The 13,236-nt window shown below is 74.2% G+C and carries 9 protein-coding genes and 1 riboswitch; of the genes, 4 read left to right on the top strand and 5 right to left on the bottom strand.

From position 1 onward, the window contains the following. Window positions 1-264: 264 nt before the first annotated feature. Window positions 265-1,674 carry a putative glycoside hydrolase family 15 protein gene (locus tag KZQ38_RS32670; RefSeq protein ID WP_257902798.1) on the bottom strand — a complete coding sequence of 470 codons (1,410 nt, stop codon included), beginning with the start codon at window positions 1,672-1,674 and terminating at the stop codon, window positions 265-267. Beyond that, entirely contained in the window at window positions 1,656-3,044 is a 1,389-nt protein-coding gene (locus tag KZQ38_RS32665) for an exopolysaccharide biosynthesis polyprenyl glycosylphosphotransferase (protein WP_308258703.1), read from the bottom strand. The genes KZQ38_RS32670 and KZQ38_RS32665 overlap by 19 nt, the downstream gene beginning before the upstream one ends. A 401-nt stretch (window positions 3,045-3,445) precedes the next feature. On the opposite strand from KZQ38_RS32665, the gene KZQ38_RS32660 reads away from it, so the two are divergent. After that, window positions 3,446-4,246: a glycosyltransferase gene (locus tag KZQ38_RS32660; RefSeq protein ID WP_219447867.1), complete on the top strand. Its 801-nt coding sequence runs from the start codon at window positions 3,446-3,448 to the stop codon at window positions 4,244-4,246. 11 nt (window positions 4,247-4,257) lie between these two features. Then, window positions 4,258-5,586 (top strand): FAD-dependent oxidoreductase, encoded by a 1,329-nt coding sequence (locus KZQ38_RS32655; RefSeq protein WP_219447866.1) that lies wholly within the window; start codon window positions 4,258-4,260, stop codon window positions 5,584-5,586. Here the strand turns inward: KZQ38_RS32655 and wecB are convergent. After that, a complete protein-coding gene (wecB, locus tag KZQ38_RS32650; RefSeq protein WP_219447865.1) occupies window positions 5,521-6,621 on the bottom strand; it encodes a non-hydrolyzing UDP-N-acetylglucosamine 2-epimerase in 1,101 nt (366 codons plus the stop codon). The two genes, KZQ38_RS32655 and wecB, sit on opposite strands and share 66 nt — an antisense overlap. A gap of 145 nt (window positions 6,622-6,766) precedes the next feature. Between wecB and KZQ38_RS32645 the strand changes: the two genes are divergently transcribed. Together KZQ38_RS32645 and KZQ38_RS32640 are read left to right on the top strand one after the other, a co-directional pair. Continuing rightward, entirely contained in the window at window positions 6,767-7,702 is a 936-nt protein-coding gene (locus KZQ38_RS32645) for a lysyl oxidase family protein (protein ID WP_219447864.1), read from the top strand. A gap of 348 nt (window positions 7,703-8,050) precedes the next feature. After that, the gene (locus tag KZQ38_RS32640; RefSeq protein WP_219447863.1) at window positions 8,051-8,623 is read left to right on the top strand and encodes a DUF4232 domain-containing protein; all 573 of its coding nucleotides are present in this window, start codon (window positions 8,051-8,053) and stop codon (window positions 8,621-8,623) included. Here KZQ38_RS32640 and KZQ38_RS32635 read toward each other — a convergent pair. Together KZQ38_RS32635 and KZQ38_RS32630 are read right to left on the bottom strand one after the other, a co-directional pair. Next, the gene (locus tag KZQ38_RS32635) at window positions 8,620-8,877 is read right to left on the bottom strand and encodes a hypothetical protein (RefSeq protein WP_219447862.1); all 258 of its coding nucleotides are present in this window, start codon (window positions 8,875-8,877) and stop codon (window positions 8,620-8,622) included. The genes KZQ38_RS32640 and KZQ38_RS32635 overlap by 4 nt on opposite strands. 97 nt (window positions 8,878-8,974) lie before the next feature. Continuing rightward, entirely contained in the window at window positions 8,975-13,051 is a 4,077-nt protein-coding gene (locus tag KZQ38_RS32630; protein WP_219447861.1) for a serine protease, read from the bottom strand. A gap of 80 nt (window positions 13,052-13,131) precedes the next feature. Then, window positions 13,132-13,210, top strand: a riboswitch (ZMP/ZTP riboswitch). Window positions 13,211-13,236: the final 26 nt, after the last annotated feature.

Here is a 13,236-nt window from a genome sequence, read left to right as displayed (position 1 = left end):
TCGGACCGGGCTCGCCCGCCGGTGACACGGCCGGACGCCCTTGCCCGACGCGCGTGCGGGGTGCGGCTCGCCCGATGACGTGGGCGGGCGGGCCGCACCGGTGACGGGCTGCGGACCGCCGCGCCTCTGGCGGGCCGGGCCGCCGGCCGGAGACCGGCATCGGCCGGCTGGACCCGAGGCGGGCCGGCTCGTGCGACTCCGCCCACCGCCGGGCCGGCGGCCCCGCGGGTGGGTTGCGGCCTGCTGACCGGACTCGCGGTCTGGTCAGGAAAGTCGGGGTCGGGTGGCCCGGCTGCTCGGGGGTGCGGTCGTCGGGCTGGTGGTCGTGGTCGGGGTGCCGGTGGTCGCGGTCGCGGCTACCGGGCCGTCGGGTTTCACCAGCACCAGGGCGTCCGCGGCGCCCAGTTGGTGTGGGCTCGGGACCGGGACGTCGTCCAGCGTGACCAGGCCCGGCGGCGGGTGGATCCGGGCCGGGGTCGCGGTGGGGTTCACCGCCACCCAGCCGTTGGTGAAGCGGCGGGTCCAGGTGCCGTTCGGCAGGCGTTGCGCGGCGCCCACCGCTTCGCCCAGGCCGGCGTCCTGGTACGGCGACCACTCGGTGTCCCGGTAGTCCACCGTGGACGTGCTCTGCCAGCAGGTGTGCGGCCCGGCCAGCAGCGCGGCGGTGGCGTAGCCGACCCGCTGCTCGCGCCGGCCCTCGGCACGCGTCACCAGCAGCAGCCACCGCTCGCCCAGCGCGGCCTGGGCACGCAGTTCCATGAACTCCGTGCCGTGGAACGTGATCAGCTCACCGCTGCCGTCACCGCGCAGCCCGAAGTTCTCCTCCATCGCCCCGTCGTACCGGGAGTGCGCCGACCAGCGGCCGGGGGTGAGCTGCGACTCGGACACGTTGGGCACCAGCATCTTGCCCGCCTTGTGCAGCGCGTCGCCCGCCACGCCGAGGAACCGGTCCATGCCCTCGCGGATCCGGCGGTCCGTGGCGGCGTGGTCCGGGGTGCCCTTGAGCACGGCCTTCGAGTAGTACCCGAGCGAGCTGAAGTCGTTGTCGGCGAGCACGCCGTCCCAACCCTCGCGCACCACCTCCTCGGTCACCGCCTTGGCCCACGCGTGCTGGTAACCCTCGTCCCACACCGCCATCTGCCAGTGCCGCGGGTAGCCGTGCCACTCGATCCGCCTGCCGGCGACGTCGACGGCGAACCACTCGGGGTGCTCGCGCTCGGCCTCGAAGTACCCGACGCCGCTGGGCAGCAGCGGCGCGTCGCGGTCGCCGACGACGGCGCCCGGGTAGTCGCGCGTGCTGGAGAAGTCCTTGTACACCAACACCTTGATCTTCGGGTTGAGCTTGTGCAGCCGCCGCATGGCCTCGGTCTCGGTCGCGTTCAGCACCACCAGGTCGTACTGCTGCGCCGCGAACTTCAGGTCCGTGTACGTCGGCGACTCGCCGATCCCGTACCACCAGGCGCACGGCGCCATCGGCTTGGGGTTGCCCGCGGCCTCGGCGGGTGGCGCGCCACCGCGCCCACCCGTCGGGTCCGCCGCGAGCAGGCCGCCCGCCCGCTCGCCCCGCTCGCCGGCCAGACCCGGCAACGCCACACCGGCCACGAGGAGCGCGGCGACGCCCGCGCCGGCCAGCGCACGCCGGGTCCGCCCCCGGATCAGCGGTTCCTTCGACAAAACAGCTCACCCACCGTCAGCAACAGGATTCGCGCGTCCAGCCACAACGACCAATTCGCGATGTAGTAGTTGTCGTACCGGGACCTGTCCACTATCGAGGTGTCGCCTCTCAGGCCGTGGACCTGAGCGAGACCGGTCAATCCGGTAGGCACGCGGTGCCGCGCCCAGTATAGGTCGTGCACGGCCGAGAATTCACGCACGAAACCCGGCCGCTCGGGGCGCGGTCCGACAATCGACATGTCGCCCTTCACGATGTTCCACAACTGCGGCAGCTCGTCCAGCGAGCTGCGCCGCAGGAATCGCCCGACCGGCCCGACCCGCCGGTCGCCGACCACCGACCACCGGACCTGCGAATCGTCTTCACCGGTCATCCGCACGCTGCGGAGCTTGTAGAGCACGAACGTCCGGTCGTCCATGCCGACGCGGACCTGCCGGAAGATCACCGGCCGACCGCTCTCCAGCAGCACGGCCAGCGCGCACGCCGCGAGCACCGGTGCGAGCACGACCAGCGCGACGCCCGCGAGCACGACGTCCAGCGCCCGCTTGACCCACCACGCCGGCCGGCTGGTCGGCGCGGTGTTCAGCCGGGTCAGCGGGAAGCTGCGCAGCCGCTCCACGTCCGGCCCGTCCTGGTGCAGCTCGTGCATCCGGGGCACGACGTAGATCGCGCAGCCCAGCCGGTGGGCCGTGATGGCGGCGGTGACCAGCGGCCGGTCGGCGGCCTGGGAGAACGCGAGGACGACCGTGCCCGCCCGGGACCGGGTGATCGCCTCGGCCAGGTTCGCGTCCAGCAGCGGCGCGGGCAGCACCTCCGGCCGGAGGGCGGGCGCGGGGTCGACGAAGCCGACCGGTGACAGCCCGTACTCGGGGTGCTGGAGCATCACGGCCGCGAGGGTCGCCCCGACGTGGTCGGCGCCCACGACGAGGGTCCGGTCGCAGCGGTGGAACCGGCGGCGGGCCCACCGGCCGAAAGCAAACACCAACAGGCGGCAAGGTTCACCCCAGAGCATGAATGCGAGGGCGGCCCACTGCACCTTCACCGCCGTGTCCGGCGGTGCGCCGAGGGCCAGCACGCCGGCGGTCACCACGGCGAACGCCACCCCGGTGGCGATCACCGAGCGCGGCAGGTCGTGCAGCCACGACAGCCACAGCCGCCGCCGGTAGAGGCCGCACGAGGCGCGCACGCCGAGCAGGGCGGCGACGAGCACGCACGCCCAGACCAGAGGCAACCCGCGGCCGACCGCCGCGACCGCCACCACGTCCACCGCGACCAGCAGCACCGCGACCCCGTTGACCCGGCGGAACACGTCCCGCCGCGGCTCGGCACGCGCACCGCCCGGCGGGGCCGCGACGGCGGACGCGACACCCACCCGGATCACCGCCCGCCACCCGCCCGGACGCCGTGCGGCGCCCGTCCGACCGGTCCCCGCAGCGCCAACACCAGGCCACACCACATTCCGACGACGTCCTTTCCTCCGACCGGTCGGCGGGTCCTCCGGAACGGCGTCCGAACCGCCACAAACGTAAACCGACCGAGTTCACTCGAACGGGCACTTCGACTACGCACTGCATAAAACTTCAATAGTGACGCGGACGGATCACTCTTTCGGTAAACACAGTCCTCCTATCCGGCGAGCGAAACGGTCTGCCTTACGTGGTTCCCGTCACGACCGCGGGTGCGGAAAAGACGGGGGTCGGTGGCACTCGGGCCGAGTTCCCAGGCGAATAATTCTGGCCCGCTAACCCGGAACGAGGGAAATGGGGTCGCCCAGTGGCCGTCGACGAGCAAGAGGCGCTCAGCACGCCGGGCTCGATTCTCACCCGTGGCCGCGCGCACGTCGTGCTGCCCGCCTACAACGAGGCCGCCGCGCTCCCGCCGCTGCTGCACCGCCTCGCCGACGTCGCCCGGACGGAGGAGATCACCGCCTGGGTGATCGACGACGGGTCGACCGACCGCACCGCCGAGGCGGCGGAGCGGGTCGCGGGCCTGGACGTGCGCGTCGTGCGGCACCCCGTCAACCTCGGGCTCGGCCAGGCGGTGCAGACCGGGCTGCGCTCGGTGCTCGCCGAGGCCGAGGAGGACGACCTGGTCGTGGTCATGGACGCCGACGACACGCACGACCCGGCGTTGATCACCGCGCTCCGCGGCGAGATCGCGGCGGGCGCGGACGTGGTGATCTGCTCGCGCTTCGTGGCGGGCGGCGACGACGCCACCGCGCCCGCGTTCCGCCGGCTGCTGTCGCGGGGCGCGGCGGTGCTGTTCCGCCGGATGCTCAAGCTCGACGGCGTGCGTGACTTCACCAGCGGTTTCCGCGCCTACCGGGTGAGCCTGCTGGACCGCGCCGCGGGTCACTGGGGCGAACGGCTGGTCGAGGAACGCGGCTTCGCCTGCATGGTCGAGCTGCTGCTCAAGCTGCGCCACTGCCACCCGGTGATCACCGAGGTCCCGCTGCACCTGCGCTACGACCGCAAGCGCGGGCCGAGCAAGCTCAAGCTGCGGCGCACCATCGCGCAGTACCTCAAGCTGCTGGTGCGCGACCGCCTCGCGCCCGCGCCGTACCGGCCGCTGTGACGGGGGCCGGTATGCGCGTGGTGGTGCTGGGCGGCGGGATCTGCGGGTTGGCGGCGGCGCACCGGCTGGCCCGCGCCGGCGCGGACGTGGTGCTGGTGGAGGGCAGTGACCAGCTCGGCGGGCTGGGCACGTTCTTCCCGTGGCGGGAGCGGTGGGTGGAGCGGTTCTACCACTGCGTGATGCCCACCGACGACGACCTGCTGGCGTTGCTGGGCGAACTGGGGATGCGGGAGTCCGTGCGGTGGCGGCGCACCCGCATGGGCATGGTCGTGGACGGGCGGCACCACCCGTTCAACAGCGCGCTGGACCTGCTGCGGTTCACCCCGCTGCGCCCGCACGAACGGGTGCGCTTCGGTGCGGCCTCGGTGCTGCTGCGCCGGCTCGGCCGCGGCCTGGACCTGGACCACACGCGCACCGAGGACTGGCTGCGCCGCGTCTACGGCGACCGGGTGTGGGAGCTGCTGCTCGCGCCCGTGTTCGGGGCGAAGTTCGGCGCGGCGTTCGGGGACGTGCCCGCGCTGTACCTGTGGCAGCGCCTGGGCCGCGAGAGCAACGTCTCCGTGCGCGGCTACCCCGAGGGCGGCTACCGGACCGTGGTCGACGCGCTCCGGGCGTCGATCGAGGGCGCGGGCGGCGAGGTGCGGGTGTCCACGCCGGTGACCGGCGTCGGCGACGGCTCCGTCGCGCTGGCGGGCGGCGAGGTGCTGTCGGCGGACCACGTGCTGTCCACGCTGCCGCTGCCCGTGCTGCGCGGCCTGGCGGACCCGGCGGTGGCCGCCGCGCTGCCCGACGTGCGGCTGCCGTACCAGGGCGTGGTGAACGCGTTGTTCTTCCTGGAACGCCCGCTGTCCGGGCACTACTGGGCGCCGGTCATCCGGTCCGGCACGGAGTTCGACGGCCTGGTCGAGATGTCCGCGCTCACCGGACCGGTCGACGGGCGGCACCTGGTGTACGCGATGCGCTACACGGACCGCGAATCCGCGTTGTACCAGGACGACGAGGACGCGATCGCGACGCGGTGGACCAAGCAGCTCGCCGGTCTCCACCCCGACCTCACGTCGGCGGAGGTGCACGACGTGCGCGTGTTCAAGGCCCCGTTCGTGGAACCGGTGTACCCGTTGGGCTACCTGGCGCGGCGACCGCCGGTGGAGGTCGCCGGCACGCGGCTGCTGCTCGCCACCACCGCGCACGTCTACCCGGCGGTGACGAGCTGGAACTCCAGCGTGGGCCTGGCGAACCGCGTCGTCGACCGGCTCGGCGACGCGGTACCGGGCTCAGCCGACCAGGGCGGGCACGGCCACCAGTCGCTCCAGGGCGGCGGCGATCCGCGCCGAGGGTGAGCCCGTGCCGTACGGCGAGGGGATCGCGGCGAGGCGGGCCCGGTGGCCCGCCACGTCGTCCAGCCAGCGGCACACCTCGACGCCCACCCGCGGTCCCGGTCGCACCAGCGTGCCGAACGTGCCCTCGATCTCGGGCCGCTCGGTGCTGCGCCGCACCACCACGACCGGTCGCTTCAGCACGCTCACCTCCTCCTGGATGCCGCCCGAGTCCGACACGACGACCGCCGCACCGCTGACCAGCGCGAGGAAAGCCGGGTAGCCCTGGGGTTCCAGCACGTGCAGGCGGCGCAGCAGCGCGCCCAGGCCGAAGCGCGCCACGCGGTCGGCCGTGCGCGGGTGCAGCGGCAGCACGACGGGCAGCGGCAGGCCCGCCAGCTCGCCCAGCACGGTCTCCAGGGTCGCCGGGTCGTCCACGTTCTCCGGGCGGTGCACCGTGGCCACGGCGTAGCCGTCGCGGTGCAGGCCGTGCGCCGACAGCACGGCGGATTCCGCCGCCGCGGTCGGCATCGCCGCCACCAACGCCTCCACCACGGTGTTGCCGGTGACCTCCACGCGGTGCTCCGATACCCGTTCGGCCAACAGGTTCGCCCGGTTGAGCGGCGTCGGGGCGCAGCAGAGATCGGCGAGGTGGTCGATCGTCACCCGGTTGTGCTCCTCCGGCATGGCCCGGTCGAAGCTGCGCAACCCGGCCTCCACGTGCACCAGCGGCACCTCGTTCGCGTTGGCCGCCAACGCGCCCGCGAGCGCGGAGGTCGTGTCGCCCTGCACGACGACGGCGGACGTGGGGTGCGCGGCGAGCACGTCGTCCACCGCCCGCACCGCGCGGCCGAGCTGCGTGCCGCGCCGCCCGCCGCCGAGCGCGAACTCGTGGAAGCCGCCCGGTTCCGCGACGTCCCGCCGGATCAGGTCGTACATCGTGCGGTCGTAGTGCTGTCCGGTGTAGACGACGATCGCGCGTGGTCCGAACAGCCGGACCAGCGGGGCGAGCTTGATCAGCTCCGGGCGCGTGCCGCACACCAGCGTGACGGTGTCCACCGTGGGGAATCTCCTCGTCTGCCCGTGGTGACCGGTTCCAGGTCGCGCGACACACTAGGTGTGCGGGTCGGGATTTCCGTTGCACCTCAGTCGATCGAGTGAACGGCTGTGTCGATCACGGTGCGGGGCCGATAGCGTTTTTCCCGTGCACAGGACATTCAAGGCGGCGGCGGCCACCGCCCTGGTCGCGGCGGCGCTCGGCGCGCCGACCGGCGGACCGCCGCTGCTCCCGGACCTCAGACAGGCCCCGGTCGGCTGCGCGGGCGGCACGACCGGGGATCCCGCGCGGTGCACCGACTGGGACGTGTGCCTCGTCGCCGACGCCAACCAGCCCAACGGGTCCTGTTCGGACGGCGGACCGGCCGCGGCGGTGCGGTTCCGGTTCACCACGTCCGTGGACAACGTGGGCGACGGCCCGCTGCTCATCTACGCCAAGCGCGACTCGGGGAACGTGCCGACGATGGCCGCGCGGCAGGCGTTCCAGTCGGCGGGCGACAACGCCGTGCCCGCCTCGTTCGACCAGGCCCAGCGGCCCATCCCGGCGACGGTGTACTACGAACCCGCGCCCGCCCACGTGCACTGGCACCTGCTGGACTTCGAGCGCTTCCAGCTCCGCTCGGCCGACGGCGACGTCCTGGTGCGGGACCGGAAGAACGGCTTCTGCCTGGGTGACCGCTACGTGGCGCGGGACGGTCAGTCCCTGGCCAACCGCCCGACCAACGTGAGCAGCCCCGAGGGCAGGCTGGCGGCGTTCCTGCGGGACAACCGCTGCCGCCACCACGAGCCGGACGCGCTCGACGTGGTGGAGGGCATCTCCGTCGGTTCGGGCGACGACTACCGCTTCCAGGTCGACTACCAGTGGCTCGACATCACCGGCGTGCAGTCGGGTGTGTACGACGTGGTGAACCTGGTGAACGCGGACCGCAGCTTCATCGAGAAGAGCTACGCCAACAACGCCTCCTCGATCGCGATCTCGGTGCGGTGGCCCGGCGGTGGTGGCCGGCCGGCGGTGATCGACCAACCGCCGGAGGTCAAGCTGCTGCGCAGCTGTCCCGGTCAGGAGCGGTGCGCCCGCGGCTGATGTGGGCGGCGCACGGCGGGGGTGCGCGGCGGGGGTGCGCGGCGCGCGGCGGGGGTGCGCGGCGGCGGGGAGGCGGCCCGATGGTGGCGGCGGCGCGGTCCGCCGGGGGGTAGCGGCGGCACTGGGCGGTTCGGCGATGGGGGGCGGCGGTGGGGGCAGCGCGGGTGCGGGGCGGCCCGGTCGCGGCGGCTGAGCGGCGTTGGCAGTGGCGCAGGGGCGGGGAGGCAGGGGCGGCCCGGCGCAGCGGACCTGATGGTGGCGGGCGCGGCGGGAGCAGCGATCCGGCGGCCGAACGGTGGCGGTCTGGTGGTTGGTCGGGGGCCGCGGAGGGCGTGGCATGATCGGGCCGTGAAAGCCCGTCTCCTCGCGCTCCTGCTCGTGCTCACGGCGTGTGGCGGCACTCCGGAGCCGCCCCCGCCGTCGCCGTCGCCGAGCGCTCCGCCGTGCCCCGAGGGCGGCGTGGAGTTCGGGACGGTCGGTGGCGAGGCGGCGATGGGGCTGCGCGTCCTCACGCTGGAGATGCGCAACTGCGGCACCGGCGAGTACCGGGTGAGCGGCTACCCCGACCTCCGCCTGCTGGACGAGGACGGCACGCCGCTGGACGTGGTGGTGGAGCACGGGTCGACGGGCGTGTCCCGCATCGAGTCGTTCGAGCAGCCGCCCACGGAACTGGTCCTGGCGCCGGGCGACCACGCCACCGCGGGCATCGTCTGGCGCAACACCTACCACGACACCACCAACCCGCCGCAGGTCGGCGCGCGGATCGACATCGCGCCGCTGGAGGGCCGCCCCCGCCAGACGTTCACGCCCCGGCTGGGCACCGACGGCGGACCGCCGCAGTCCTCGTCCCCGGCCACCACCATCGACCTCGGCAGCACCGGCCGGATCGGTGTCAGCCCGTGGCAGCCGCCACGGAACTAGTACCGGCCGCGGGGCTCGTAGTCGTCCTCGTCGTCGTACTCCGGCCGTGCGTGTTTCGACGGCCGGTTCGACCACGAGTCGAACAACACCACCAGGCCGGCCAGGACGATCAGGCCGATGCCGACCGGGGCGAGGTTGCCCCAGAACATCAGGCCCGCGAGCAGCAGCATCGGCACCACGGCGAACAGGCAGAACAAGTCGACCCGCCCGAGAAACGGCCGGCGCTGCCCCGAAGATCCGTACTGCCCCGCCATCTGCCCGCCTGTCCTTCGTCCGCCATGTCCGACACGCCCGGTCCACCAACCGGCAACCCGAACAGCATAATTCCCGGCCGACGCCGGCCACGGCGGGTCACGGACAAGCGGCCACCCGGCGCGCGGGTTCCGGCAACCCGGCGACGCGGTCCTCCGGCAGCTCGGCCGAGCGGACCGCGCGGCACACGGCTTCGCGGAGCAACCCCCGGTCACGGGGCACGACGGCGGGCGCGGGCACCACCCGGTAGACCAGGTCGGCCGCCGGCTCACGGGTCACGTCCGAGCCGAACAGGCCACCCCGGGACCACGTGACGAGGCTCGCACCCGGCGTGCGGCCGTAGTCCACGCCGTTGTCCGCGGGCAGGGTGTCGGGCACGTCCACGTCCCCCGACGTGCGCACGAGCACCCGGTCACCACCCGATGTGATCTTGATCTCGGCAGCGGGCTCGGTCAGCGGCAGGGTGTCGACCAGACCGCGCTCCGCCACGTCCCACAGCTCCACGCGGTCGGACAGCGCGAGCGCCAGCAGGCCGTCCCCGTAGGCGGCGGCCGACGCGTCCCGCGTGAGGTCGTGCGGCACGTCGAACCGCGACCCGGGCTCGTCGCGGCCGTCGTCCAGCCGCACCCGGCGCACCCCGCCGTCCGACTCGACCACCAGCACGTGGTCGCCGTCCGGGAACAGGTGCTCGACACCGACGGGCTCGTCGCCCTCCATGCGGACCGGCAGCCGCACCGGCGCGGGCTGCTCGCGCATCGACGTGAGGTCCCAGCGGGTCAGGTGCGGGTCGCCGTCCCGCCACAGCAACGTGAGCAGGCGGTCGTCGCCGTCCAGCGCCATGTGCACTTCGCCGAGGCCGTTGCCCAACGTCAGCTCGCCGAGCTTGCGCAGCGTCGGCGTCTCCAGCACCACGACCACGTTGCGGTGCTCGTCCGCGTTGTCCCGCCGGTCGGACACCAGCAGCCGCCGCCCGCTGTCGGACAGCAGCAGCTCCTTCGGGGAGAAGGCGTCCAGCGGGTGCCGCGGCGCGGGTGCCGCCAGCCCGCCCAGCCGCTGCCCCGTGCGGGTGTCCCACGCCGTGACGCCGCCGTCGGTCGCCTGCACGTACAGCGCCGCGCCGTCCGGGGACAGGACCGCGTTCTCGGCGGCGGCCACGGCGGAGCCCTCGCTGTCGGTCGGCGGCAGCGCCAGGCCGAGCAGCGTGCCGTTCAGCTTCAACACCACGTGCCCCGAACCGTCATCGGCGAACGACCCCGCCCTGACCGTCCACTTCCCACCGCCGAACGCCGCCGGCACGGCGAACCGCCGGTCCGGCGCGCTGCCGTCCACCCGCCACGCCGCGAGCACGTCGGGCCGGTCCGACCCGGTGCGGAACACACCCAGCAGGTGCCGCCCGGAGGTGTCCAGGCCCATCGCCACCGGCTCGCACACCGAACCGTGCACGACCCGCTCCGCCAGCACCCGCCCCGCGGCCAACGCCACCGCCACCTGGCGGGTCTCCGCGCCCTCCGTCACGCAGCCGCCCAGCACCACGTCACCGGTCGAGTTCTCCACCGGGGCGCCGTCGCGCAGCGTGGGCAGGTCGACGCGGCCCCGCGGCGTCAGCTCGAACACCGGGAACAGCCCATCCGCGGACTTCGCGCCCAACGCGAGCACCGAGTCCGCGCCACGCACGACCGCCAGCCGCGAACCGCTCTCGTCCCCGCGGAACGGCTGGTCGGCGGTCAGCTCCACCCGCGTGGCGGGGTCGTCCAGGGACAGCACGGACACCCGGGTCGAGCCGTGCCCGGCGAACGCCAGGAACCGGCCACCCGGGTCGACGTCGAACGCGCCGGGGTTCTCCTGCGACAGCTCACCGGGGTTCGGGGCGAACTGCCGGGCGATCGCGCCGCGCTCCAGGTCGAAGACGGTCACCACGTCCTCGCCGCCCAGTCCCCGCTTGGCGGAGACCACCACCCGGTGGTCGTCCACGAAGCGCACGAGGTTCGCGAGCACCAACCCCTCGCCCAGGTCGAAGGTGCGGTCGGTGTGGTCGAGCCCCAGCGAGTGCACGGTGAAGCGGTTCGTGATGCCGTCGGTGCGCACGACGAGCGTGCCGTTCGCGGACACGTCCCAGCTGTCGACCGGGCTGTCGCCCAGCTCCAGCAGGCGGGTCGCGTGCTGGAAACCCAGGTGGTCGTCGAGCAGCCGGCGGTCCACGGCGGGCGCTTCGGACACCGCCGCCGCACGCAGGTCCACCAGCACCCGCTCCTCCAGCGAACGGGCCTGCTCGTCCCCGTGCTCCAGGGTCTCCGCCGCCGCGGTGCGCAGCTCGCCCGCCTCCCGCTCCCGCCGGTCGTCCACCTGCCTGCGCCACACCACCGCGCTGCCCGCCACCACCACCAGCACCAGCGCGGACGCGCCGACCCGCAGCAACGTCGCGGTGCGCCGGTGCCGACGACCCGCCGCGACGTACTCGGCCTCGCCGGGCAGCACCAGGTCCGGGTGCTCCGCGGTGCGCCGCAGGGCTTCGGCCAGCGCGCTGCCGCGGGGCAGCAACGCCTTCTCCCGGCCGGAGTCACGCCACCGGGCGGCGTGCCGGTGGACGTCGTCCTGCCACGCCCGGAACTCGCGCTCCGCGTCGGCCCACGCACGCAGCCGCGCCCAGCCGTGCACGAGCTGCTCGTGCGCCAGCTCGACCGTCCGCCCGCCGCGCCCGTCACCGCTCACGGTGATCAGGCGCGTGGTGGCGAGCGCGTCGACCACGGCGTTCAGGCCCGGGTCCAGCTCGGCGGAGGACAGCGGGCGGCGGACGTAACCGGCCGCGCCCGCCGGACTGACGAGCTGGCCCAGCAGGCGGCGGGCGGCGTCCTGGTCGGGCAGGCCCTGCCAGACGCTCTCCGCGTAGTCGGCGATCGCGCCCGTGACGCCGCCGACCTCGTCGTACGCGGCGTGGTCGAGCACACCGCCGCGACGGCGCTCCCACAGCACGGTGAGGACGAACTGGAGCAAAGCCAGCGAACCCGCCGGTGTCTCGGCCGCGATCCGCTCCGCCAGGCCCGGCGCGTAGGACGGCATGGCGGGCGCGCGCAGCGGCGCCTCGATGATCTCGCGCAGGCCCGCCGCGTCGGGCGGGCCGAGCAGGGCGATGCGGTCGTTGAGCAGGTCGGCCACGCCGGGCCGGGCGGTCAGCTCGCCGAGCACGTCGCTGCGGACGGTGATCAGGACCACGACCCCGTCGTCGGCCAACGCGCGCAGGTCCCGCAGCACGTCCTCCGGCCGGTCGTCACGCAGTTCGTCGAACTGGTCGACCACCAGCAGCAGCCGCCCGTCCCGGTGCTCCGCGCCCACGGCCTCGGCGACGTCCTCCCGCGACGTCGGCCGCACCACCACCACGCGGTGCCCGTCCGCGCGCAGCACCGGCACGACGCCCGCGAGCGCCAGCGACGACTTGCCGCTGCCGGACGGTCCCGCGAGCACCGCGAACCCGTCCCGCCGCACCGCGGCGACCAGTTCCGCGACCCGCGCCGACCGGCCGTGGAAGACGTCCGCGTCCTCCTCCCGGAACGGCTCCAGGCCGCGGAACGGCGGGCGCACCAGGGCGAGCCGGCGCAGCTCCGGCCACGCGCCGTCGAGGGCCGACGCCGGGATCAGGTAGCCGGTGCGGCGGGCCGCGCGCTGCTCGGCCTGCGCCACGATGCCGACCACGCCGTCCGCCGCGTCGTCCCACACCGGCGCACCGCTGAACCCGGGCGACACGGCGAAGCCGCTGGTGCGCTCGTCGTCGATCTGCACCAGCCCGGACGCCGAGCCGCCACGCAGCACGCCGGTCGCCCACACGCCGGCGTCGTGCCCGTGCGGCACGCCGAACGAGCGGACCTCGTGACCCCACAAGGCATCCGGCGACACCAGCCGCACCGGGGCCGCGCCGTCCGGCACGTCCTCCAGCACCAGGCCGGCCACGTCCTGCTCCGGCTGCCAGGACACCACCGCGGCCCGCACCGGCCGGCCGGCCGCCAGCAGCGGGAAGTCCAGCACGAGCGGCCGGTTCGGCGCGACCGGTCCGAGCGGCACGTCCAGCGCCCGCGCGACCACGTGCGCGCAGGTCACCACTTGTCGCGGTCCGACCAGGCAGCCCATGCCCACGGGTTCGTCACCGCGTAACAGGCGCACCACCGACGTCGTGAGCGGGTCCACCCGCACCTCCCCACCGTGTCGACCTACGTCCCACCCTGGCACGGACCGGGTCGACCGGATCGGGTTTTCGACGACTAGGATGGCCGCGCACGACTGGCGTCGGGTGGGCAACCACCGGGGAGTGCAGCGGAGTCGGCATCGCACGCCTGGGTGCCCCTCGTTCGTCCACCGAGTGAGGAGCACCG

The organism is Saccharothrix obliqua (assembly GCF_019375475.1).
In the GTDB taxonomy this organism is placed as follows: Bacteria; Actinomycetota; Actinomycetes; order Mycobacteriales; family Pseudonocardiaceae; genus Actinosynnema; species Actinosynnema obliqua.
The sequence above is the reverse complement of the archived record's forward strand: the minus strand, read 5'-3'. Positions and strand labels throughout refer to the sequence as shown.

Excerpts from the sequence above, each read along its gene's own strand:
- KZQ38_RS32655 (WP_219447866.1), top strand. The coding sequence starts at position 4,258 with ATGCGCGTGGTGGTGCTGGGCGGCGGGATCTGCGGGTTGGCGGCGGCG.
- KZQ38_RS32635 (WP_219447862.1), bottom strand. The coding sequence starts at position 8,877 with ATGGCGGGGCAGTACGGATCTTCGGGGCAGCGCCGGCCGTTTCTCGGG.